The sequence below is a fragment of the Paenibacillus sp. J5C2022 genome, from assembly GCF_025567625.1.
Lineage (GTDB): Bacteria > Bacillota > Bacilli > Paenibacillales > Paenibacillaceae > Pristimantibacillus.
Genome location: NZ_JAOQJC010000002.1, coordinates 32,305 through 53,929, shown reverse-complemented (window position 1 = coordinate 53,929; position 21,625 = coordinate 32,305). Strand labels below are relative to the sequence as shown.

Here is a 21,625-nt window from a genome sequence, read left to right as displayed (position 1 = left end):
TGCTGACAAGTGTGGGCGCTGATGTGTGTCGTGCTGATGAGTGTTGTGCTGATGTGTGTCGTGCTGATGAGTGTTGTGCTGATGGGCGTGGTGCGTTGCTGGAGCCTCCGGCATTGAGGCGCACGTTCGACTGCAGCAGCCACTGAAACGGCATTGGGCTCAATGCTCAACAAGCCTTTAACCTGTACGGGCAAGTGAGTCATTATAATGGTATATAAGCAGCAGGGTTGTCCCCCTAGTCATTCAAGCAACTGGGGGAACAACCCTGTTTGTTTGTATTCACCTGAACGATAACACTCGCTAAATGGATTTTATGCCTTTAATATTAATCGAAATAACGTAGTTGCTCCAAATAAATGGATTTCGTCCAGTTGAATCATCATCATTCGCAACAAACAAGTAGAATAGCTCAATTTTAGTACAAGAAATCCATTTATCTGCGCAATAATATGATTCAATCCAAAAATAATATCCATAAATCCAGTTAGACTGCGAATTAGTCACGACATGAACAGCGGCTGATCCTCTCTATTACTCTATCGCTTACCATCATTCCTCATCATGCCTCTATACCTTGAACTTAGCAACCAGATCCTGCAGCTCCGATGCCATGCGGCTCAACGATTCCGACGAAGAGGATATCTCCCCCATGGATTGATGCTGCCGCTGGGAAGCGTCGGAGATCGACGTTAAATCCTGAAGCGTATGCTTCGATATATCGACAATCTCAAGCATGGAGGCAGTCACCTCTTCCGTGCTGGCCGACAGTTCCTCTGTAGCTGCGGAGACTTCTTGAATTTGAGCCGATACTTGCTCTACGGATTGGACAATGGATTGGAATACGGCGCCCACCTGATCCATATGCGTCACGCTCCTGCTTACTTCCTCCATTCCTTCCGTAATGGATGCGGATGTAAGCGCTGCGGATTGCTGCACCTCATGCAAGATAGATGCGATAGAACCGGTAGCGTGCGAGGTCTGCTCCGCCAGCTTCTTCACTTCCCCAGCTACGACGGCGAAGCCTCTTCCATGCTCACCGGCGCGGGCCGCTTCGATGGAAGCATTCAAGGACAGCAGGTTGGTCTGCGTGGCAATATCGGATATGTATTTTACGATGCTGTTGATTTCCTCCGACTTCCGCTCCAGCTCCTTCACCATCATTGCCGCCCTGCTTACCGTATCGCTTGCGACATTGCATTGCTGTACGGCGGATTGCACCACCTCGTCCCCTTCGCTTACTCTGCCGTGCACGGATACCGCCTGCTCGCTGACGAGCCCGGAGGATTCCGCAATCTTCGTTATGCCGACTGCCATCTCCTCCATTGCAAAGGCAGATTGCTCGGAGCCTTCATGCTGTGTGCGCGCTCCCTTCTCCATCCGCTGGGCAGTCATAGCCGTCTGTTCCGCAGCACGAGTGGAGTTCGCCGATATCGCTGTCAACTGCTCGGAGGATACGGCTGTATGCTCCACCGCCTCGTACAGCTTCCGCAACGCTGTGCCGAAGGAATCCAGCATGCCGTTAATGTGACTGTTCAACTGCTGCAGCTCATCATTGCCCTTCACCGGCAGCCTCTCCCGAAGATCTCCTTCCGCTACATGTCTCATCAGAGCGGAGATCGACATGACGGGCCTGAGCATCAAGGAGGCCGCGAAGTAAGCAATGATGCTCGCTCCCGCCGCACATATGACAATGACCCAGATGCCTCTTTGCTTGGCGGCTTGCACACTGCTCATCAGATCAGTTTCATTGCCCGATACGACGATGCGCCAGTCCGTTGTGTCCACATTGGCGAACGAAGCAAGACGCTGCGAGCCGTCAGGTTCCGTATAGCGAATGCTGCCTTTCTCTTCCGCGAGAACGGTTTCCTCGTATAGCTTTATTTTCGATTCCGTTGCAAATTGCTTATATTCCTGCCCGATCTTCTCCGGAGACGTATGTGTAAGATACATGCCCTCCTTCGATAGAATATAGACGTATCCCGTCTCGCCCATCTTGTTGCGATTCAAGTTTTGCAAGAGATGGTCGGGATTGACGATTGCCTGCAGCAGACCTTTGAACTCACCGCTCGTATCGATGGGAATATCGATAATAATAATGTTCTCGTCATTCTCGGGATCATGGATTACGTCAGATATGCCAATCGTGTTGTCTTGTTTAATGCGCTTGAAATTATCATAGATAGATATGTCCTTGTATTCTCCCTGATCGTTAATCGACATCCCGGATACCGGCGAATAGGAGAACAGCTGAATATCGGGATTCATCGCTTTCAACGATTCAAGCAGCTCCAATACAACTTGTTCATCATTTTGCAGGAAGGTAGCTCTGCGCGCCTCAATGATTCCCTCCATCGCCTTCACTTTTGACTGTAAAAAGTCATTCAACGCCTGTGCGTTCGACGATGCGATTGACAACTGACGCTCTTTCAATTCCGTTTCCACATCGCCTGTCAGATCGCTCGTCAACAGCCAAGAGGCCAATACGGAAGGAATTAGAATCATCAGCAACAAAAATACAATGAATTTAGTTTTGATCGATCCCGACCACTTATTTAACGCACCCGCTTCTTCTTTCTTCATCCCTTCTCAGCTCCTCTTATCAATTTCTTCATCCCTTCTCCCTTATCAACGCAAATTCATGTTGCAATAATTCGACCAATAAAGACATAAACCTTCATATTTCGACATTTTCTTTGTGAATTTTTCGTATCCAAGGGCAAAATGAGTGAGCGATGGCAGGTGCTACTTTTGGGGCGGGCTGGCACTTTAGGCGGGGCTATGTGATCATTTTGAGCGATAGCGCACACTTTTCCGATCACTTGCGGGGGTTATGTAAGCATAATGAGCGATTGAGGGCTACTTTTGGGGCAGACAGGCACTTTGGGCGGGGAGGCAAGCATGCGAAAAAGCCAGCGACACCGGTCGGTATCGCTGGCACTTACACTTACACTTACACTTATACTTACTCTGATGCGCTATAATCAGTCCGAACCGCCGCTCTTTACACGCTCGTACAAATAATCGACGATATGGAGAGCTTCCATCCGGAACGGCGGCTTATGCTTCTCGATGCCCAGCTTCATCTGCAGCAGGCAGCCTGGATTGCTTGTCAGCATATAGCGGGCATTCGTAGCGGAAGCATGCTCCATCTTATGCTCCAGAATCTGCCCCGCCATCTCCGGCTGCGTCACATTGTAGATGCCCGCCGAGCCGCAGCAGCGATCCGCTTCCTTCATCTCCACGAAGGAAGCACCGTCTACGCTGCGCATCAGCTGTCTGGGCGCATCGGAGCTCTTCATCACATTGCGGAGATGACAGGAATCCTGATACGTGACGGTGGATTCCTCACCAATATCCGCGAATGCGGGAATGCGTCCCTGCTCGACGATAAGACGGCTCACATCGACCGTCCGCTCCGCGAACCACTTCGCATCCTCGCGCACTTGAACTTTGTCGTCCTCATGCAGCAAATGCCCGTAATCGACAAGCAGCGCGCCGCAGCCGCCTGCATTGGACACGATATAGTCTACGCCGGCAGCCTTGAATGCCGCAATATTATGCCGGGCCAGTTCCCTGGCCGCATCCATCTCACCGCTGTGGGCATGGAGCGCGCCACAGCAACCTTGCTCCTTCGGAATGACGACGTCGAAGCCCGCTTCCGACAACAGCTTGACCGTATTCACGTTCGTTCCCACGAACAGGACGTCCATGATGCAGCCTCTGAATAAGGCTACCCTTGCTATCGGCTCGCCCTTGGCGGGATAGAAGGCGCCAAGCTGCTCCACGACGCCGCTTGCAGAAGCCTCCGGCAATACCGCCTCCATCTCGCGCAAGTGCTGCGGGAACAAGCGCATGACGCCAGTCCCGCGCGCCAGCCGCCGAAGTCCCGTCTTCTGATACAAGCGCAAGGAGCCGCCCAGCAGCTTCAACGCCCCGCGCTTCGGGAAGACCCCTTTGAACATGAGCCGGCGCAGCCCCTGTACGGCTGCATTGTGAGGCGCGTGGTCTTCAATCGCATCCCTCGCCTGCTCCATCAGCTGGCCGTACTTCACATCCGCAGGACAGACCGGCTCGCATGCGCGGCAGCCAAGACAGTGGTTCATCTGGTCCTGGAAGGCCGCATCCGGCTCCATGACGCCGTCGACTACCGCCTTCATCAGAGCGATTCGTCCGCGCGGCGATTCCGGCTCCACTCCCGTCTCCCGGAAGGTGGGGCAAGCGGGCAGACAGAAGCCGCAGCGCATGCAATTGGTCAGTTGATCGTAATCCAGCTTGTTCAGCAGTGTCCGGGCAAGCGGATTGCTGTGCTGAACGTCGGGCTTCTTGCCCGCAGTGGCATCACCCATGCTGAATCACCACCCTTTTCCTTGTTTCCTTGGCGAATATTTTGCCGGGATTCAGCAGATGATGCGGGTCGAACGCCGCTTTAATGCCTTTCATCAGCTCGATGCCCGGCTCTCCCACCTTCCATTCCAGATAAGGCGCTTTCACCATTCCGACGCCATGCTCGCCGGTAATCGTACCGCCCAGCGCAATCGCTGCCTCGAATATTTCCTCGAACGCGGCTTCCACGCGATGAATCTCCTCCGCATCTCGCGCATCCGTCGTAGCCGTAGGGTGAAGATTGCCATCTCCCGCATGACCGAAGGTGGCAATGGTGACACGGTGCTTCTTGGCAATCTCGTTAATGCGCAGCACCATATCGGCAATCCGTGAGCGCGGCACGGTGGCATCCTCCAGTATCGTCGTCGGACGCAGACGGGCTAGCGCCGTGAATGCGCTTCTGCGCGCCGTCAGCAGCTTCTCCGCTTCCTCCCTCGTCGCCGCCACCTCGATGCGGTCGGCCGCTTCCGATGCGCATATTTCCGAGATTCGAGCTATATCGCGTTCTACCGTCTCGGGATCGCCGTCCTGCTCAATCAGCAAGATGGCCTCCATATCGCGCGGCAGTCCGAGGCCTGCGAAGTCGTCCACGACTCGGATCGTCGGGTTGTCCATAAATTCCAGCGTAGCGGGAATGATGTGCGATTCGATAATGCGCGATACCGTCCTGGCGGCACCATATAAATCGCGGTACATCGCCAGCATCGTCTTCTTCGTCTTCGGCGGCGGAATCAGCTTCAGCGTCGCTTCGGTTATGACGGCGAGCGTGCCTTCGGAGCCGACGAGCAGCTTCGTCAGATCATAGCCGGCCACATCCTTCATCAGCTTGCCTCCCGTGCGAATGATTCTGCCATCCGCCAGCACCGCCTCAAGCCCGATAACGTAATCCTTCGTCGTTCCATACTTCAAGCCGCGCAGTCCACCGGAGCATTCCGCGATGTTGCCGCCGATCGTACTGATCTTCATGCTGCTGGGGTCGGGCGGATAGAATAATCCTCTCGCTTCGATATGTTGAATGAACTCCGCCGTGATTAGCCCCGGCTGCACTGTCGCCGTCAAGTTCTCTTCATCCACTTCCAGTATGCTGTTCATCCGGTGCATGACCATGACGATCCCGCCTTGCACAGGTACGGTTCCGCCGCACAGATTCGAGCCTGAACCTCTGCTGACGAGCGGTATGCGAGCCTCCGACAGCACCTTCATAATGGCGGACACTTCCTCGGTCGAGGAAGGATAGATCACTCCTTCAGGCAGCGACTGCAGCATCGGTGTACCGTCATACGAATGCGCGACGAGTGCTTCCTGATCGTCCCTGAACCACTTCTCCCCGACAATAGCCCGTAGTTTTTTGCCCAATTCTGCTTGCACTAGCATCCCCTCCGCTTCACGTCTATATAGATCAGGTCATCTGATGACTTTTCATTCATTATAACGTATGCTTATACTAAAGCAACAGAGAAAATTGCAACAAAGCTTGAAATCGTTCATGGCAGGCAGTCAATGGAAGTATTAGAGGTTGGAGGAACGCCTATGCGAAAGATGAAAATAGAGACGGAGAAAGGTCACGAAATCGTAAGCCGGATTCTTCTGGAACGGATAAAGGGGAGCGAGCTTCTGCCGGGAGAAAAGCTCCCGTCGGTCGTCGATCTGTCGCAATCGTTCGGCGTCGGACGATCAACCATACGCGAGGCGCTGAGCGCATTGAAAGCGATGGGATGGCTGGATATCCGTCATGGCGGAGGCACATTCGTCAGCAAGACGCTGCCCTCCGGGGAGCAGCACGGAGCCGGCTCTCTGTTCCGTGAAGCGGAGTCGCTGCGTGAAATATTGGAGGTGCGCAAAGTACTGGAGGCAGGTACGGCGGAGCTGGCATCCAGCAGGCGAACGGAAGAAGATTTGGCCCGTCTGGAAGCCATTCTGGACAGAATGGCGCAGGCTGCAGCGCATAACGATACGGCCGAGAGCGAACGGGCCGACGTCGACTTCCATACTGCCATCGCGGCAGCTTCCCATAATTCGCTGCTTAATGAGCTTATGAGCTCTCTGACGCAGCGGCTGACCGAGACAATCGGCCGAACGCGGGAGCTATGGTTTTATCGGGAGCAAGCCACTTCCACCCGCTTGCTGGACGAGCACCGGGCGATTTATGAAGCCATTGCCGCTAGCGACGCCGAACTGTCCGTCCAGCGTCTACAAGAGCATTTGTCGAAGGTAGACGCCGTCTTGAAGCGTCACGAAGGTTAACTCGTCATGCACTAATGTGAGCATGACGATCCGGAGCGGTGGTCATGCCTTCAAGTAAGCCAGTATGATCGTCTTCATAATGGCCAACTGCCGCTCCGGCTCCACATCGGTCGGGAGCAATAGCACGTTCTTCTGATACGACAGCTTGCTTGAGAACAATCCGAACGCATTCACGACCGTTAGCAGAACTTCGCGCGTCTCCAAATCGCTTCGCAAGGAGCCGTCGCTTTCCCCCTGCTCTATAATCGAACCGAACACCTCGAATATTTGTCGTCCAACAGTCTCGCTGTCCTCCAGCATTCCATTCGCCTGACCGGAATGAGATACATTCAAATGCAAGTCCTCCATGAACTTGATGAACGAGCTTCGGTTCTCCTCCAGCAGCGTGATGAAATAATCGAACAGCTCGCCGATCTTCTCCAGACAAGGTACAGGCCTATCCGCGATCCTTTGAAAGCTATCCAGAATTTCCCCCATCATATGACTGGCGATAGAAGCCATCAAGCTCTCCTTATTGGGAAAATGTCTGAATACGGTCGCCACCCCGATATTCGCTTCCTCTGCAATATCATTCATCGTTGTAAATTCCATCCCTTTGCGAAAAAAAACCTTCTCCGCCGCTTGCAATATATGTTGGGAGCGCTGCTTCTTCTGCTCTTCCCTCTCCTGCTTATAACGTTCCTGCGGTTTCATTATGTCATCCTTCCACGTCCTCAATCTCTATCCCAAATTATACTCTTCAACCCCTTGCCTCACAACAATTGTCGAACGCGTGCAGTGGTGATATAATGAATTAACATAGTGATAGTCATAACTATCACTATCGAATTCATTACCATCACTATCCTCAGGGAGGTCATATCTATGAATCGTCTTAATGAAAAAGTAGCTATCGTCACAGGTGCAGGCAGCGGCATGGGATTGGAGGAAGCCAAGCTTCTCGCTCAGGAGGGCGCGAAAGTCGTCTTGACCGACATTAATGAGAGCAATGTGATGAAAGCGGCGGCCGACATTCGGGCTGGCGGAGGCACTGCCGTCGCTTACAAGCAGGATGTCGCTTCCGAGGAGCAATGGTCGACTATCGTCAGCGAGGTGATCGGCAAGTTCGGCAAGATCGACATTCTCGTGAACAATGCGGGAATCTCATTGGCAACGAGCATGCTGGAGACGACGCTGGAGCAATGGGACAAGGTCATAGCCATCAATATGACCAGTGTATTTCTCGGCATGAAGCATGTCATTCCACATATGATGACGAGCAAGCAGGGATCCATCATCAACATTTCTTCCATCGCGGGCTTGACCGGCGGAAGCGGCGCCGGTGCCTATACAGCTTCCAAAGGCGGCGTCCGGCTGCTGAGCAAAGCGGCGGCAGTCGACTACGGAAAGTTCAACATCCGCGTCAACTCCGTGCATCCCGGCTTTATTACGACGCCGATGAGCGAGCATCTCATCCAGAATGAGCAGATGAACCAATGGTTCCTGTCCCAGACGGCTCTGCCGAGAGTCGGCGAGGCGTCCGAAGTGGCGCAAGCCGTATTGTTCCTGGCTTCCGATGAATCTTCCTATATTACCGGCGCCGAGCTGGCAGTCGATGGCGGCGTAACGGCTAAATAAGCAGAAAAAAATGAAAAAAATGGACCTCTTCCCGATACGAATCGGGTATGAGGTCCTTTTCTCATTGCCATATGAAATTGTGTGACACGCCCTTCTTACCGCGAAGTCCAGCCGCCATCCACCGTCAGCGTCGTGCCGTTCACGAAGCTCGCTTCGTCGGAAGCCAGGAACAAGGCCGCTGCCGCCACTTCCGCGGCTTCACCGGAAGGCGCTTGTCCAACCGCTCCGATCGCGGCGAGTCCAAGCGGATTCGGCTCCGTAATCGTAGAGCCGATATTCGTATTGATGGCACCCGGCGCAATGGCATTGGCACGAATTTTCCCATTCCCGCCGTACGTTGCCGCAATATTCTTGGTCAATCCGATCAAGCCATGCTTCGAGACGACATAAGATGCGCCGCCGCGTGCCCCGAACAGGCCGCCTACGGATGCATTGTTAATAATAACGCCGCCATCCTCCTGCTCTTTCATGATCGCCAGAGCGGCTCTGCAGGTCATCATCGGTCCGCTCAAATTAACGCCCAACACTTTATTCCACAGCTCGTCCGTCACTTCTCCCGCCGGTACGAAGTTATCCATAATACCGGCATTGTTCACGAGTATATTCAAGCAGCCGTATTGCTCGACCGCTGCAGCTACCATCGCTTCCACACTTGAATTGTCGGCGACGTTCACGACTACGCCTGTCGCTTCCCCGCCGTTTCTCTTTATTTCTTCGACAACAAGACCGACAAGTTCGACGTTCATATCCGCAACAACCACTTTCGCGCCTTCCCGGGCGAACAGCTCCGCCATTGCCCTGCCCATCCCTGAAGCGGCTCCTGTTACAATCGCTACTTTTCCATTCAGTCTCATCTGTACCCCTCCAAAACAGTTGTTGGATTTTGAACACATGTTCATTATATAATGGTCATAAACCGCTTTCAATCAACAAACCTTCATAGATTGTACGGTAACATGCATCTTCTCATCTATTGTATGGTTAGGGAGGAAAAACGAACAAAGTCAGGGGGACTTGTGCGATGCCAACTCAGACGGACCGAAGAATAGTCCGGACGAAGAGCGCGTTAAAGGAAGCGCTGGTGGAGCTGATGACGGACAAGCCTTTCCGCAGCATCACCATTACCGAAATATGCAGGCAAGCCAATTACAACAGGGGAACCTTCTATGCCCATTATCAGCATAAGGACGACTTGCTTGAGGAAATAATGAACGATACGATTCAAGGCTTTATGTCCGCATTCCGGAAGCCTTACGAGAACAAGGATCAGCTGCAAGTGGACCTGTTAACGCATCACACTATCAAAATATTTCATTATGTCGAAGCAAACCGCCCTATATTCTCGCTGCTCCTGGACAGAGAATCCAACACCGGATTTCAGGAACGTCTGTGTCAGAGCATTCAGCATATGTTGTTGCATGAATTCCAATTCCACTTCCCGGAGGAGCAGAAGGAGATCGATATGAACCTTTACGTCTACCATCATTCCTATGCCCTCATCGGCATCCTGATGTATTGGGTAACCGGAGGCTTCCGATATTCCTCCGGCTACATGGCGGAGCAACTGCTCTATATTGTCAATAGCGACAGACAGAATCTCGTATCCATTAAAATCGAGCGCCGATCTTGACGATAGGAAAGAAGAGGGGGTTAGCCCTCTTCAATCGGGATGCGCTAGCTCCGCCGCTGTCAGGCCATCTCTCGCGGATGGCGCTTGATCAGCTCCTCCGCTCCTTCGCTGCGGCCCGTCGCTCTTAGCCGTTCGACATACTTGGGGAGATGGCCCTTCGCATGATAAGGTCCGCCTTCCTTCATGACGGTCCAGAGCGGGTCGACATCATGCTCCATCGTGCTCATCATCTCGTCATGCCACTCGTTCAAATAATAGACGGCTTCCTTGCACAGATCCGGACGTTCCTTCGCCAGATTGTGCTGCTGATGATAATCATCCACAAGATTGAACAGCATTTCCTTCTCGAAGAGATGATAGCCGTCATGATAGGTGCGGATATAGATCCAGTCGCCGAACCGGACGCTGCGCTGGCATACGTGGGCGCATTGCGAGACGACGACGAAGTCTCGGCCGGTATCCTCGCCTTTGAGCAGCGTGTCTGCATAGCTTCTTCCGTCCCATCTGGCGGCAGGCTTCATTCCCATCACTTCCGCCATTGTCGGCAGCAGATCCAGATGGTAATGCAATCCGTCGTCCGCCAAGCCTGCTTGCAGCCCGGGTCCCTTCATAATCATCGGAATGCGGCAAGTGAAGTGATCGGCCGTGCCATGCTCGCCGTAGAGGCCTAGTTCCCCCATATTCTCGCCATGATCCGCGGTAATAATAATATACAGATCATCCAGCACCCCTTTGTTCTCCAGCGCTTGGAACAGCTGCCCGATATGCTCGTCCATATGCCGGATGCCGCAGTCATAGCCGTCAATCATCTTGCGCAGATCGGCCATGGACTTGATCTCGCCGGGATGGCGTGGGAATTGAGGGAACGTCGCATTGTCGTACATATTGATCTCGTTCGCCCCGTGCGGACCGACATGACGTATATGCTGCTCCAACACTTCTTCCGTAATCCACTCTGGAAGCGGATCGTTCTGGAATGGATTGCCGAAGGACTCCGGCGCGCGGTATGGGGTATGCGGGTCCCAGTAATTGACATACAGCATCCAGTTGTCATCCGACGCATTGCGCTCGATCCAGTCCAGTACGACGGGGTTCACTTCTTCGGCAGACTCCGCACCGCCGCCGCCATGATTGTGGATTTCATTGAATCCGGCATAGAACGTATAGGCGGAATGCCGCTCTCCGAAAGGACTGACCAGCGCTGTCCTCATGCCCGCCCTGCGGAACAAGGACGGGAAGCTCTCCCAGTCCAGACTTGAGCGGAAGTCGCGGCTCGGCCCGTCGTGGCGGACATCCGCACCAGTACCGCCGTGTCCGACGACGCCATTGTGAATGCCGAAGCGGCCCGTCATCAGTGCAGTCCGGGAAGGAAAGCACGGCGCATCCGATGTATAATAGTTATTGAAGCGAACGCCACCGGCCGCTATCCTGTCAATATTGGGCGATGTGTTCCGGTGATAGCCGTAACAGCCCAGATGATCGGGTCTTGTCGCATCCAGATCAAGAAGCAATACTCTCATTTGTACATTTCCCCTTCCTGCTTATCAATATGGATTCATCATAATTTATAGTTCCGGGAATCGTCCACGTACAATTCCATTTGCAGTTGTACAATTCCAATATGAAGTATCACAATTGACAATAGGCTCCGAAGGAGGAGAATTGATGATTAACATCCATAGCGCGAATTATGACGATCGCATTCCCAATTGGCGGACTCATCCCGAAGTCATGACATGCCATATATTCGTGCTCGTGCAGGACGGGAAGGTTCGATATGTGCTGAACGGAACGGAAATGATCGCAGAGCGGGGCGATTTTCTGTTCATACCGCAAGCCACGCTACGTGAAGGCAGCAATTATGCCGATACCTTGCATCAGAAGCATACTCTGCTATTTACAGCAGAGAGCGGCGAATCCGGCGAACAAGCTATACCCTACCTGAATGAAGGGAAAGCTCTCAAGGTGAAAATAAGCAACTTCCAATACGTTCACAGTCGGTTCCGCCGCATGATCGATGAATGGAGAGGAAGCAAGCGATACCGGAAGTGGGTGTGCGAGGGCATCGTTCAGGAATTGATCGGCTTGCTGGGCCATGCGCTTGACAATCCGGAGCTGGCGCCCAGCAGAATGATCTTCGCGGAGACGATCAATGCTTATCTGCTGGACCATTACCGCGAGCCGATCGAGCTTGAACGGCTTGCGTCGCTCATCCAGCGATCGCCGGGCTACACAACGGCCCTCTTCAAGGAAGTGTATGGTCAGACCCCGATTCGTTACATGCACCACCTGCGAATTATGGAGGCTTGCAATTTGCTAAGCAATTCGGATATGAGCGTATCGGTTATCTCTCAATACCTGGGCTATTACGACGCCTCTTACTTCTTCCGCATGTTCAAGAGAATAACCGGCATGACGCCTTCGGACTTTATCGCATCGGGAAGACATTTTTGACACCGCGATGACAGACGGCAGCTTCACAGGGAACGCTCAGGTTACGCTTGCGGACGCCTCTCTAGCTTTGCTTCAGTTGATGAAGCAGCTGTAAATCAATGCGTGCCAGTGATCTGCGGCATCGAGCTGTCGCAGGCCACTTCCCTGACTATTCTTTTTCCTGCTGCACCCGCGTATTTTTCTCGGAGCTTGTATGCTTCACCTTTATGCGCACTGAAATATTCTTGACCGTATCTTTTGCTATCAATTTTTTGTGGCTAAGATGACGCGATTTCCACAATCGGTTGTGATAACGGAACATTTGGTATTGGAAATTGTAGATGTCGATTCCCTTTGCTCTTGCCTTGTCGTAGGTTTCCTGAATCTGCTTTGCAATCGCCTCCTCTGTCGCTTTATCCATCTCTAGCGACTGCAGCATCTGATTTTTCGAACGGTTCGTAATATATCCCGACGCCTTTAAGTTGATCGAAAATTGAGGTTTATCCCCATCTGACAGCATCGTTAACTTGGTTTTCGGCTTGTCTACAATCATGACGACCGTCGGATTTTTCACACTGGGCACTTCTATCGCCGCCCTTATCGTCTGTGGCTGTATCCAGCGCAGTCCCAGCAGCTGCTTGAGCGGGATGTATCCCATATATTTCTCATTCTCCAAAAAGATGGCACCGTCAATCATTAGCTTTGGCTCCATCTTGCCATTATTCGTCCAAGCTTTTTTATTCATAGTCAGTGTAGGTATAGCGGTCGTATAGGCCGGTTCGTTCACTTGGCTCATCAACCTGTGAAGCCGGATGGAACGGATCTGTGACGATTGCGAATAGATGCCCTCCGGATCATGGAGGATCGTGCTGAGTGGCGATTGCTCATAGAATCCCTTTGCGTTCAATATATCTTCGACAGACGCTCTCGTTCCGAACACCCAAGGCGTCAAGCGGAATTCATAATAGCGGCTGAAGCTGTCATAGATCGATTCGATTCCTTGCTTGATGGCTGACTCGCTAATGACGATAGCCGTCAAGTGCCCCCAAAAAATTCTTTCCTGCGAAGTGCGATAAATATCAAAAAACGACTCCTCGAACGTTTCACCTTTCCCTTTCCCGATCCATATTTTCGCCGATTCCTTCTTGCCGTCGGCTTGCTTCGCAATGGAAGGCAGGTTGACGAACTGCACGTAGCCGATGTACTTTCCATCCTTGAAGTCGACCCCGATCGTGGTGGCATAATTCAACTTCTCGATATCCTTCGTATCCGTATCGCAGCTGCCTGTCAATAAAGCGACCGCCGCAAAGACCGCCGCTATCAACATGTACCGTCGCACTCCCGTTCACCCCTTCTTCTTCTTCAGCATATCTGCGGCGAATCGCTTGCGCTTGAGCGGATTGACCAAGAAGGCCGACAGCCATTCCCGGAAGCGCAGCGACACTATTGGTTCAAGATAAGGAAGTCCGAATGTCTCCATCCTGCACAGGTAGATCAATATGGCGAACATCGCCAGAATAAAACCGTATATGCCCAGATAGGCGGATACGATCATGATCACCACTCTTAGCAAGCTGACGCTGCCGGAGAGCGACTGATTCACTAAAGCGAATGTAGCTACCGCAGAGATGGCAATTACAACGAGCAATGTCGGGGAGGCAAGGCCGGCCCTTATAAGGGAATCGCCGATAATAAGGCCGCCGACGATGCCGATCGTCTGTCCGACCGCCTTCGGCAGCCTTATGCCCGCTTCCCTCAGCAGCTCGAACAGGAACAGCAGCATGAACGCTTCCAGGAAGGTAGGGAGCGGAACTCCCTCACGAGAAATGACGACGGTGGACACAAGCGAGAACGGAAGCTGGTCCAAATTGACGGTTGCAATCGCAATCCAGAAGCCCGGGAGCAAAATGCTGAGCAGCAAGCCAAACAGACGCAGCAGACGCTGGATCATCACATAATAATAAGGGAAATGCGTATCCTCAGGCGTCTTGAGCAACTCCAGGAAGTTGCTCGGGCCGAGCAATGCCATGGGCGATCCGTCGACAATGACGGCGAATCTGCCTCGCAGCAGTGTATCCACGATATAATCCGGCCTGCCGATATAATCAATGAGCGGCACAAGGGAGAAGGTTCTGTCAGACAGCCATTGCTCCAATTGACCGCTGCTTAGCAGGCTTTCCGTCTCCATTGTTTCGAGACGCTTTCTTGCTTCCGCTACGATCTCCGGCTTCGTTCTGTCCTGCAAATACAACAGAGCTACGCTCGTTTTGCTCAAGCTGCCGATTTCGAATTCCTCGCAAAACAACAGCCCCGTATGCAGCCTTTTCCGAATGAGAGATATGTTCGTATAAATATCCTCCGTGAATGCATCCTTCGGTCCTTTAATGGATATTTCCGTATTGGATTCCTCAATCGAGCGCTGGGGGACTTTCGACACGTCCACCGACCAGAAGTACGTTGATCCCTCTATATAGAGGATGAAGCTTCCCGAGAACAGCTCTTCCATCATGCCGTTAAAGGAGTAGACTTGTTCAATAAGCGGAAGCTCATGATATTCTCCCGTTGGATCGGGGCTCTCCGGATGCGCTTCGGCATTCGAGACAAATTGGCATATGCGTACGAAATATTCGTTCAACTGCACCTTGTCCGTCATCCCTTGGCAGTACAGAGCGGTCAGCTTGTCCGCCTTGTCCACTTGTGGAAGGGGGGGAAAGTGAACGTCGGCATACAAAGCAAGCTGCAGCTTCAACGCAGACAGCGTTAAGCTCCCTTCCTGAAGCAACACTTCCATGTCGGCATACAGCATCTCTTCCTTCTGATTCCTCTTCACTTCTCCAATTCCCCCTTCCTTGGCTGTATGTGGGATACAGCATACAGAACGGCTACGAACAACACTCCGTACAGGAGCGACAACATATAATAATAGCGGTGCATGACGCTTTGAACCAAAATATCGCCGGGCTTGAGCAGAGAAGGCAGCGCCATGAGCAATGCTCCACCGATGATGACGAACTGACGCTTCTTCGCAGACAATTGACTGCCTATCAGTTCACTCCAGACGTGAATGCACAGAGCCGCACGCACCAGGCTTCCCGCCATAAGCTGGAACGCGGCCAGGAAATCAACATGATTGATATATCTGCCGATAATGACGAGCCGCCATTGCTCAAACGCGGGAAAGCGAAGATTGCTTGCAGCAGCAGGACCGAACGCCGCCAGCGAACCCATGCACGGCCCTAGAATCAATCCCACAAGCAGAGACAGCATGACAAATACTGTGCCATACTTAATGGGCTTCTCCATCCGGTGCTGCAGCATCAGCAGGGCAATGAAATCAATACTGCCGCCGAATACGATAATCCCGCCATATAAGTATGGCATGTAACCATCCGAGAAGAGAGGAAGCAGCAAGCCATACTGCTTGCTTCCTTTCGTCATAAGCGACACGGCTACACCCAGCATCCAGACGATGGGAAGCGTAACGGCCGCTACGAATACAATCGTCTTCAGCCCCGTTCTGGCTGCGCCGTACGCGACCAGCACGAAGCAGACGATGGTCACTTCGATAGGGGTATTGGGAAGAAAGTAAATGCTCACATTTTTGGTTGTATCGTACACGATAATGAGACCCATCAGTAGAAAGTAGCAAGCCATGGAACCGCCGATTATCCAGTATCCTGCGCGCCCTACGCGCGATTGCAGCCATGGGATCATCGAATTGTGCTTCATGGACTTTATCACCTTGTGCAGCAGCAAGCTCCAAGCGATAAGGAATACATATGTAACCAGAATGCTCATCCATGCGTCTCGTCCAGCCGCTTGAAGCAGATGCGGAATGACGATGACATGATTGGATATGCCGAGCGATAGCAATAGCAGAAATGTCATCTGCTTATTAGAAAACGTTGCCTCCACTCCTATCCCCCCCAGACGATCCTGTGCAATGAAAAATAATCCAGCCCGACTCCGTTAGCTTCCCCCTCAGTTGGAAGAAATATGCCAATGCGAAAGTTTCGACATTATTAGTTCTGCCGGCTTACAGAATAAGGATGTTTAGTGTCGCATTTTGCGAGCAATAAGCCTTGCGTATGGAAATAAAAAGGGACTATTTTCACGATATACAAATGTATTTGAAAATTTTATACTAAAACACAAAGTTATATTGAAATTTTATTTCGAAACATTATTTTAGAAAGGTTGTGATGTGTTGAAATTATGGTTACAGCTTCAGCCGTGGCTCCCCTTGCTTGTCGCAACGGCTATTCTATGGGCGGCTTTATTCCCCATTACGCCACTTGCCGAAAGCGCTTCCCAGACGGTGAATGCTGAAGAAACAGTGAAGTCCGACAGCAGCACGGTGACGGACAATGTATATGGACAGCCTCAGCTTCTTACGGAAGCGCCTTCATTGATCTCTTCGCCTCTCGCGCATGCCGTCATCATCGAAGACTTCGAGGATATCGGAGACATTACCACTTCAGGCGTTCGAACGGTTCCAGACTCAACAATGTTGGAGCTTGACGCAAGGCCGGGCCCTGTCATGTACGGGCATTATGCCGGCAAGTTCAGTTATGACTTCACCGGCACGTCCGGCACATCCGCCGCTTATATGCATTTCAACGGCAGCAGCGGCAAAGTGCTGGATGGCTCGCCTTCCAAAATCGGGATGTGGGTATACGGCGACGGCAACAAGCATTGGCTGCGCGGCCTGCTGCAGGATGCCGACAGCAAGACGCATTATATCAGCTTCACGGAAGTCCGGCAGTTCAATTGGCACGGCTGGCGCTATGTAACCGCAGACGTCCCCGACCAATTGCCGGGTCCGATCAAGCTGAGGCAAGTGTACATAGCGGAGCTCGACGACAACAACAAAAATAGCGGAACGGTCTATTTCGATCAACTAAGCGCCATCTACCATGACGCCGATCCAGTCTTGCTTGAGATAAGCGGACTGGCCGGGATGGCCGTCGGACAACAGCGGCAAGCGGAAGCGTTCGCCACGATGGCCGGCGCCTCCGCTCTGCAGCAAGTCACAGCAGGCACTGCATTCGTCAGCAGCGATCCTTCGGTCGCTACGGTAGATTCGACAGGTGCGGTAACGGCTGTCGGCCCCGGCATGACCGCGATATCGGCGGAATACGCAGGGCTGCAAGCTTCCTACATGCTCTCAGTCGGAGACAGCGCTGCAGCTCTGCTCGGAATAGAGTTGATGGGCAGCACGCATCTGGAGACGGGCGCAATGGAGCAGCTGCAGGCAGTTGCCTTCTACGAGGGCAATCCGGATGGAATGGCATTGTCGCCAGAGACAGCGAATATTGCATTCGCCAGCAGCGACACCAGCGTCGCAACCGTCGACGGCAACGGGGTGATCATTGCAGTCGGCGAAGGTTCTTCGATCATCTCCGCCGAGTGGCAAGGACGTAGTTTCTCGTACGGACTGAATGTCACCGATCCGGTACCGGTTCTGCAGAGCATTCGCATCGCGGATCTGACGCCCCTAACTGCGGGAGAGTCGAAGTCTCTTCGGGTCATGGCAGCTTATACGCTGCTGGAAGAGGAAGTGGACGTTACGGCACAAGCTTCGTACACCAGCAGCAATCCCGCAGTAGCCGATGTGAACGAAGACGGACTCGTGTCCGCGCATGCGGCCGGAACGACCAGAATTAGAGCGGTGTTCGAGGACAAATTGATAGATTACCTTCTGATTGTGTTCGCGGAGCAACTGCCGCAGAAGCGCGAGCTGAGAGCGGCATGGATCGCTTCCGTCGAGAACATCGATTGGCCGCAGAAGGGAGTAACGACGGAGGAGGAGCAGAAGAGCGACTTCCGAGCGTTGCTGGACGAACTGGCGGCAACGGGCATCAATGCCATCATCGTACAAATTAAACCGACTGCCGACGCCTTCTATCCTTCCAGCTATGCTCCATGGTCAGAGTGGCTGACAGGCGTTCAGGGACAAGACCCCGGCTACGATCCGCTCGCATTCATGATAGAGGAAGCGCAGGCAAGGAATATGGAGTTCCATGCCTGGTTCAACCCTTACCGGATCAGCATGACAGACAACTGGGACAATCTAGTCGAAGGCCACCCTGCCAAGCAGCATCCGGACTGGGTAGAAGCTTACGGCGGCAAGCTTTATTTCAATCCCGGCGTGCCCGAAGCCAAGCAGTATGTGATCGACAGTGTGATGGAGGTCGTGAACGGCTACGATATCGACGCCGTCCACTTCGATGACTACTTCTATCCCTACCCCGCCAGCGGAGACTTCCCTGACGAAGAGGAATACCTCGCGTACCGCGGCGAATTCGACGATAAAGCCGCGTGGCGGAGAAATAATGTCGATTCGCTCATTGAAGCGTTGTCGGAGGATATCAAGAGCAGCAAACCGCATGTGAAATTCGGCATCAGTCCGTTCGGCATATGGCGCAATAAGGGAAGCGATCCGTCTGGCTCGGATACGAACGGCCTGCAGAGCTACGATGCGCTCAATGCCGATACGAAGCGCTGGGTGGAGGAGGGCTGGTTAGATTACATCGCGCCGCAAGACTACTGGCACTTCGGATACGGACCCGCCGCTTATGAGAAGGTGCTGGAATGGTGGAGACAGGTCACCTCCGGCCGCAATGTCCACCTGTATGTCGGACAGGCGATGTATCGGGTCGATACAAGCTGGGAAGATCCTGAGGAAATATACAATCAAATCAAATATAATCGCAGCTTCCAGGACGATATCGACGGCAGCATGTTCTTCAGCGCCAATAGCGTATTGGCCAATCCGCACGGCATGCGGGACCGTATGACCGACGAGTTGTACCGCTACCCCGCTCTGCCGCCGACCATGCCATGGATCGATCATGAAGCGCCGGCAGCGCCGACACTTAGCGCAGCGCCTGCCGCCGATGGCGTCACACTGCAATGGCAGGATGCGCCGGAAGACAGCAGCGCTTCCTACTACGTGCTCTATCGCCAGAGCGGCCTTACAGCGCCGGATATAACAAATCCGGGGAATATGGTCGCGAAGGTGCGCAAGCAAGCGGACAGCGACGTGCAGACCTTCATCGACACTTCGATTATGCCGGGGACGGATTACACTTATACTGTAACGGCGCTGGACCGGCTGCATAACGAGAGTGAAGCAAGCAACGCGATCGCCGCTCCGATCTTGACGGGTATAGCTGTATCGGGCAAAAAATCCTTGCGCACCGGACAGTCCGATCAGTTGCAAGTAACGGGTATGCTGCGCGGCGGGAACGATATCCCGATTCTGGAAGGCGTCAGCTTCTCAAGCAGCAACAGCGATGTGCTTGCCGTCAGCGATAGCGGCAAGACGACCGCTCTCCGTTACGGTAAATCCGTTATAACGGCTACTTATGGCAGCTTGTCCGATCAGCATGAAGTGGACGTATTCCTCCCGTCCTATCCTGGGCCAGTACCTTCCCCGAATCCTGACGACGGCGATGACGGGGATGACGGCGATAATCCGGACGATGGCGGCACTGATGATACCGGCAATTACGCTGAACCTTCCTTCAAGGACATTACGGGTCACTGGGCCAAGCAAGCCATCCTTCGCGCCGCAAAGCTGGGAATCGCGGAAGGCTTCCAGGACGGAAGCTTCCGGCCGGAGAAGCAAGTAACGCGCGCGGAATTCATCACCTTGCTCATGCGTGCTTTCCCTGACAGAGGGAAGGCGGAAGGGGAGCTGGCATTCGCGGATGCGAAGCTGATTCCCGACTGGGCCGCAGATGCCGTCAGACGCGCGGTGAAGGCCGGACTGATCAACGGTTATGACGACGGAACGTTCAGACCCGATCAGCCGATTACCCGCTCGGAGATTGCGACGCTGGCCGTGCGCCTTCTGGAGCTGGAACCAGTGAAGGAAGCGAAGCTTCCATTCTCGGACGCCGATGATGCTCCCGTATGGGCGCAAGGCTATATCGCGGCAGCGGTAGAAGCCGGAATTATGAAAGGCCGCGGCGGCAACCGCTTCGCACCCGGCGAGCTTGCCAAGCGCTCGGAAGCAGTCGTCGTGCTGCTGGCGCTGCTGGACAATGAGTCGCGCTAAGTTTGCCGCGACAGACATGACATAGTCGATGAGCCCTCAGTACAAAAAGTCTCCCTCAACCGGCCTTCACCTGGCGGTTGAGGGAGACTTCTCTTTAATTATTATGTAAATTCCATCGCTGCCAACCTTATTTGAACACTTTCCTGCGGTCTCTGCTCCAGAACTTAACCCACAAGTGCTCCGATTCGTCCTTATATAACTTGATGCCTAGCAGCTTCAAAGGCGTCCATATTTCCTTGAAGTAGAAGTAAGGCATATTCGCACCTCGCAATCTCCGAAAATAGTTCTATAATACCAAATACCAATTGGGTAATAGTACCTATTTAAGTATAGTGGAATTTATATTCGCGAGCAACAAAAATTTGAAAATTTGTAACAGTTGCCAAATGGAAATGTGTGTTTTTGTAACCCGATGTCGGTATATCGCCATTGATGCATGATGCGATTGTGTTCATCGATAAAGACTTAATCAAAAAAAGCCGTTGCCATGAAGTTTACCGATTAGGTAAACGATCCTGGCAACGGCTTATGCGCCGCATCGCTTAAAATCGCCTGTACTTTTATTTCAACCAAAAAATCCGGATCAATCAAGATTCTCACTTCAACCATATTTCCAACTTTTATCGCCCTGCTGTAACCTACAACCGGCTCCCAAGGCAATCCGGAACAGATGCTTAACCTCTCTGACATCCCATGACCACTCCAGCTGTCTAATTACATGAACACATACACACGGTCATTCTCCACTTCCACCTTGTAGCCTTGCAGCTTCACTTTCTCGGTAGCCACATGCCGACCCGTTCGCAGATCGAACTCCCAGCCATGCCACGGACACTTGATCGTAATCCTTCGCCCTTCGCATTCACTTGCTGGCAAGTTCGTTCCGGCAAGCGGAAGGCGTCTGTCGGATTCACATACCGCTCCTTCGCAGACGGGAGCGGCGGCGTGCGGACATCGATTGCGCCATGCGTAGAAGGATTCGCCTATCGCGAATACGCCGATCTCATTGCCTTCGACCGAGTAGATGACGAATCCGGCCCGCCTTATCGCTTCAACCTCTGCCACTTCGTACCGATTGACAATGTCCGTCATATGCGTCACACTCCCTCTCCAACACGATGAAAGCAACGAACAGGGTTCAGGTACATTGTAACATACGCGAATTTCCTTTCAATATAGTAACGGAATTTGCACGGTACCTTCATGGGATAAGTCTGCCATCGGCAATTGAGCAGGCTCTCTTTCCATTCCTA

At 52.8% G+C, this 21,625-nt stretch carries 16 protein-coding genes; 5 read left to right on the top strand and 11 right to left on the bottom strand.

The window, feature by feature from the left end; all coding sequences use genetic code 11:
• Positions 1-567: 567 nt before the first annotated feature.
• From M6D81_RS02050 to M6D81_RS02040, 3 genes are all read right to left on the bottom strand, one after another.
• A complete protein-coding gene (locus M6D81_RS02050; protein ID WP_262675139.1) occupies positions 568-2,580 on the bottom strand; it encodes a methyl-accepting chemotaxis protein in 2,013 nt (670 codons plus the stop codon).
• A 401-nt stretch (positions 2,581-2,981) separates the two neighbouring features.
• A complete protein-coding gene (locus tag M6D81_RS02045; protein WP_262675138.1) occupies positions 2,982-4,346 on the bottom strand; it encodes a (Fe-S)-binding protein in 1,365 nt (454 codons plus the stop codon).
• The gene (locus tag M6D81_RS02040; protein ID WP_262675137.1) at positions 4,339-5,757 is read right to left on the bottom strand and encodes an FAD-binding oxidoreductase; all 1,419 of its coding nucleotides are present in this window, start codon (positions 5,755-5,757) and stop codon (positions 4,339-4,341) included. Before M6D81_RS02040 ends, M6D81_RS02045 begins: the two co-directional genes overlap by 8 nt.
• A 156-nt stretch (positions 5,758-5,913) precedes the next feature.
• Here M6D81_RS02040 and M6D81_RS02035 point away from each other — a divergent pair, with 156 nt between their 5' ends.
• Positions 5,914-6,627 (top strand): FadR/GntR family transcriptional regulator, encoded by a 714-nt coding sequence (locus M6D81_RS02035; protein ID WP_262675136.1) that lies wholly within the window; start codon positions 5,914-5,916, stop codon positions 6,625-6,627.
• A 42-nt stretch (positions 6,628-6,669) separates the two neighbouring features.
• Here the strand turns inward: M6D81_RS02035 and M6D81_RS02030 are convergent, their stop codons facing one another.
• The gene (locus M6D81_RS02030; protein ID WP_262675135.1) at positions 6,670-7,320 is read right to left on the bottom strand and encodes a TetR/AcrR family transcriptional regulator; all 651 of its coding nucleotides are present in this window, start codon (positions 7,318-7,320) and stop codon (positions 6,670-6,672) included.
• A 171-nt stretch (positions 7,321-7,491) separates the two neighbouring features.
• Here M6D81_RS02030 and M6D81_RS02025 point away from each other — a divergent pair, with 171 nt between their 5' ends.
• On the top strand, positions 7,492-8,244 hold the full coding sequence (locus tag M6D81_RS02025) for an SDR family NAD(P)-dependent oxidoreductase (protein ID WP_262675134.1): 753 nt from the start codon (positions 7,492-7,494) through the stop codon (positions 8,242-8,244).
• 95 nt (positions 8,245-8,339) lie between these two features.
• Here the strand turns inward: M6D81_RS02025 and M6D81_RS02020 are convergent, their stop codons facing one another.
• Positions 8,340-9,098 (bottom strand): SDR family oxidoreductase, encoded by a 759-nt coding sequence (locus tag M6D81_RS02020; RefSeq protein WP_262675133.1) that lies wholly within the window; start codon positions 9,096-9,098, stop codon positions 8,340-8,342.
• Positions 9,099-9,265: 167 nt separating this feature from the next.
• On the opposite strand from M6D81_RS02020, the gene M6D81_RS02015 reads away from it, so the two are divergent.
• Entirely contained in the window at positions 9,266-9,874 is a 609-nt protein-coding gene (locus tag M6D81_RS02015; protein WP_262675132.1) for a TetR/AcrR family transcriptional regulator, read from the top strand.
• A 59-nt stretch (positions 9,875-9,933) separates the two neighbouring features.
• On the opposite strand, the gene M6D81_RS02010 is transcribed toward M6D81_RS02015, so the two are convergent.
• A complete protein-coding gene (locus M6D81_RS02010; protein WP_262675131.1) occupies positions 9,934-11,394 on the bottom strand; it encodes a sulfatase family protein in 1,461 nt (486 codons plus the stop codon).
• Positions 11,395-11,539: 145 nt separating this feature from the next.
• On the opposite strand from M6D81_RS02010, the gene M6D81_RS02005 reads away from it, so the two are divergent.
• Positions 11,540-12,328, top strand: a complete 789-nt coding sequence (locus tag M6D81_RS02005) for an AraC family transcriptional regulator (RefSeq protein WP_262675130.1) — start codon at positions 11,540-11,542, stop codon at positions 12,326-12,328.
• A gap of 148 nt (positions 12,329-12,476) precedes the next feature.
• Here the strand turns inward: M6D81_RS02005 and M6D81_RS02000 are convergent, their stop codons facing one another.
• The 3 genes from M6D81_RS02000 to M6D81_RS01990 are packed head-to-tail and all read right to left on the bottom strand — an operon-like array spanning position 12,477 to position 16,222.
• Positions 12,477-13,634, bottom strand: coding sequence for a Ger(x)C family spore germination protein (locus M6D81_RS02000; RefSeq protein ID WP_262675129.1), 1,158 nt, complete (start codon positions 13,632-13,634; stop codon positions 12,477-12,479).
• Between the two features lie 18 nt (positions 13,635-13,652).
• Positions 13,653-15,137, bottom strand: coding sequence for a spore germination protein (locus M6D81_RS01995; protein WP_262675128.1), 1,485 nt, complete (start codon positions 15,135-15,137; stop codon positions 13,653-13,655).
• On the bottom strand, positions 15,134-16,222 hold the full coding sequence (locus M6D81_RS01990; protein WP_262675127.1) for a GerAB/ArcD/ProY family transporter: 1,089 nt from the start codon (positions 16,220-16,222) through the stop codon (positions 15,134-15,136). Before M6D81_RS01990 ends, M6D81_RS01995 begins: the two co-directional genes overlap by 4 nt.
• Positions 16,223-16,514: 292 nt before the next feature.
• Here M6D81_RS01990 and M6D81_RS01985 point away from each other — a divergent pair, with 292 nt between their 5' ends.
• Positions 16,515-20,372, top strand: a complete 3,858-nt coding sequence (locus M6D81_RS01985) for a family 10 glycosylhydrolase (protein WP_262675126.1) — start codon at positions 16,515-16,517, stop codon at positions 20,370-20,372.
• A 501-nt stretch (positions 20,373-20,873) separates the two neighbouring features.
• Here M6D81_RS01985 and M6D81_RS01980 read toward each other — a convergent pair.
• Together M6D81_RS01980 and M6D81_RS01975 are read right to left on the bottom strand one after the other, a co-directional pair.
• Entirely contained in the window at positions 20,874-21,062 is a 189-nt protein-coding gene (locus M6D81_RS01980) for a RidA family protein (protein ID WP_262675125.1), read from the bottom strand.
• Positions 21,063-21,086: 24 nt separating this feature from the next.
• Positions 21,087-21,464: a Rieske (2Fe-2S) protein gene (locus tag M6D81_RS01975; protein WP_262675123.1), complete on the bottom strand. Its 378-nt coding sequence runs from the start codon at positions 21,462-21,464 to the stop codon at positions 21,087-21,089.
• Positions 21,465-21,625: the final 161 nt, after the last annotated feature.

Bases quoted from the DNA above. Each gene is read 5' to 3' on its own strand.
- M6D81_RS02015 (WP_262675132.1), top strand. From the start codon at position 9,266: ATGCCAACTCAGACGGACCGAAGAATAGTCCGGACGAAGAGCGCGTTA.
- M6D81_RS02005 (WP_262675130.1), top strand. From the start codon at position 11,540: ATGATTAACATCCATAGCGCGAATTATGACGATCGCATTCCCAATTGG.
- M6D81_RS02035 (WP_262675136.1), top strand. From the start codon at position 5,914: ATGCGAAAGATGAAAATAGAGACGGAGAAAGGTCACGAAATCGTAAGC.
- M6D81_RS02050 (WP_262675139.1), bottom strand. From the start codon at position 2,580: ATGAAGAAAGAAGAAGCGGGTGCGTTAAATAAGTGGTCGGGATCGATC.
- M6D81_RS02010 (WP_262675131.1), bottom strand. From the start codon at position 11,394: ATGAGAGTATTGCTTCTTGATCTGGATGCGACAAGACCCGATCATCTG.
- M6D81_RS01980 (WP_262675125.1), bottom strand. From the start codon at position 21,062: ATGTCAGAGAGGTTAAGCATCTGTTCCGGATTGCCTTGGGAGCCGGTT.
- M6D81_RS02000 (WP_262675129.1), bottom strand. From the start codon at position 13,634: ATGTTGATAGCGGCGGTCTTTGCGGCGGTCGCTTTATTGACAGGCAGC.
- M6D81_RS02025 (WP_262675134.1), top strand. From the start codon at position 7,492: ATGAATCGTCTTAATGAAAAAGTAGCTATCGTCACAGGTGCAGGCAGC.
- M6D81_RS01975 (WP_262675123.1), bottom strand. From the start codon at position 21,464: ATGACGGACATTGTCAATCGGTACGAAGTGGCAGAGGTTGAAGCGATA.
- M6D81_RS02045 (WP_262675138.1), bottom strand. From the start codon at position 4,346: ATGGGTGATGCCACTGCGGGCAAGAAGCCCGACGTTCAGCACAGCAAT.
- M6D81_RS02020 (WP_262675133.1), bottom strand. From the start codon at position 9,098: ATGAGACTGAATGGAAAAGTAGCGATTGTAACAGGAGCCGCTTCAGGG.
- M6D81_RS02030 (WP_262675135.1), bottom strand. From the start codon at position 7,320: ATGAAACCGCAGGAACGTTATAAGCAGGAGAGGGAAGAGCAGAAGAAG.
- M6D81_RS02040 (WP_262675137.1), bottom strand. From the start codon at position 5,757: ATGCTAGTGCAAGCAGAATTGGGCAAAAAACTACGGGCTATTGTCGGG.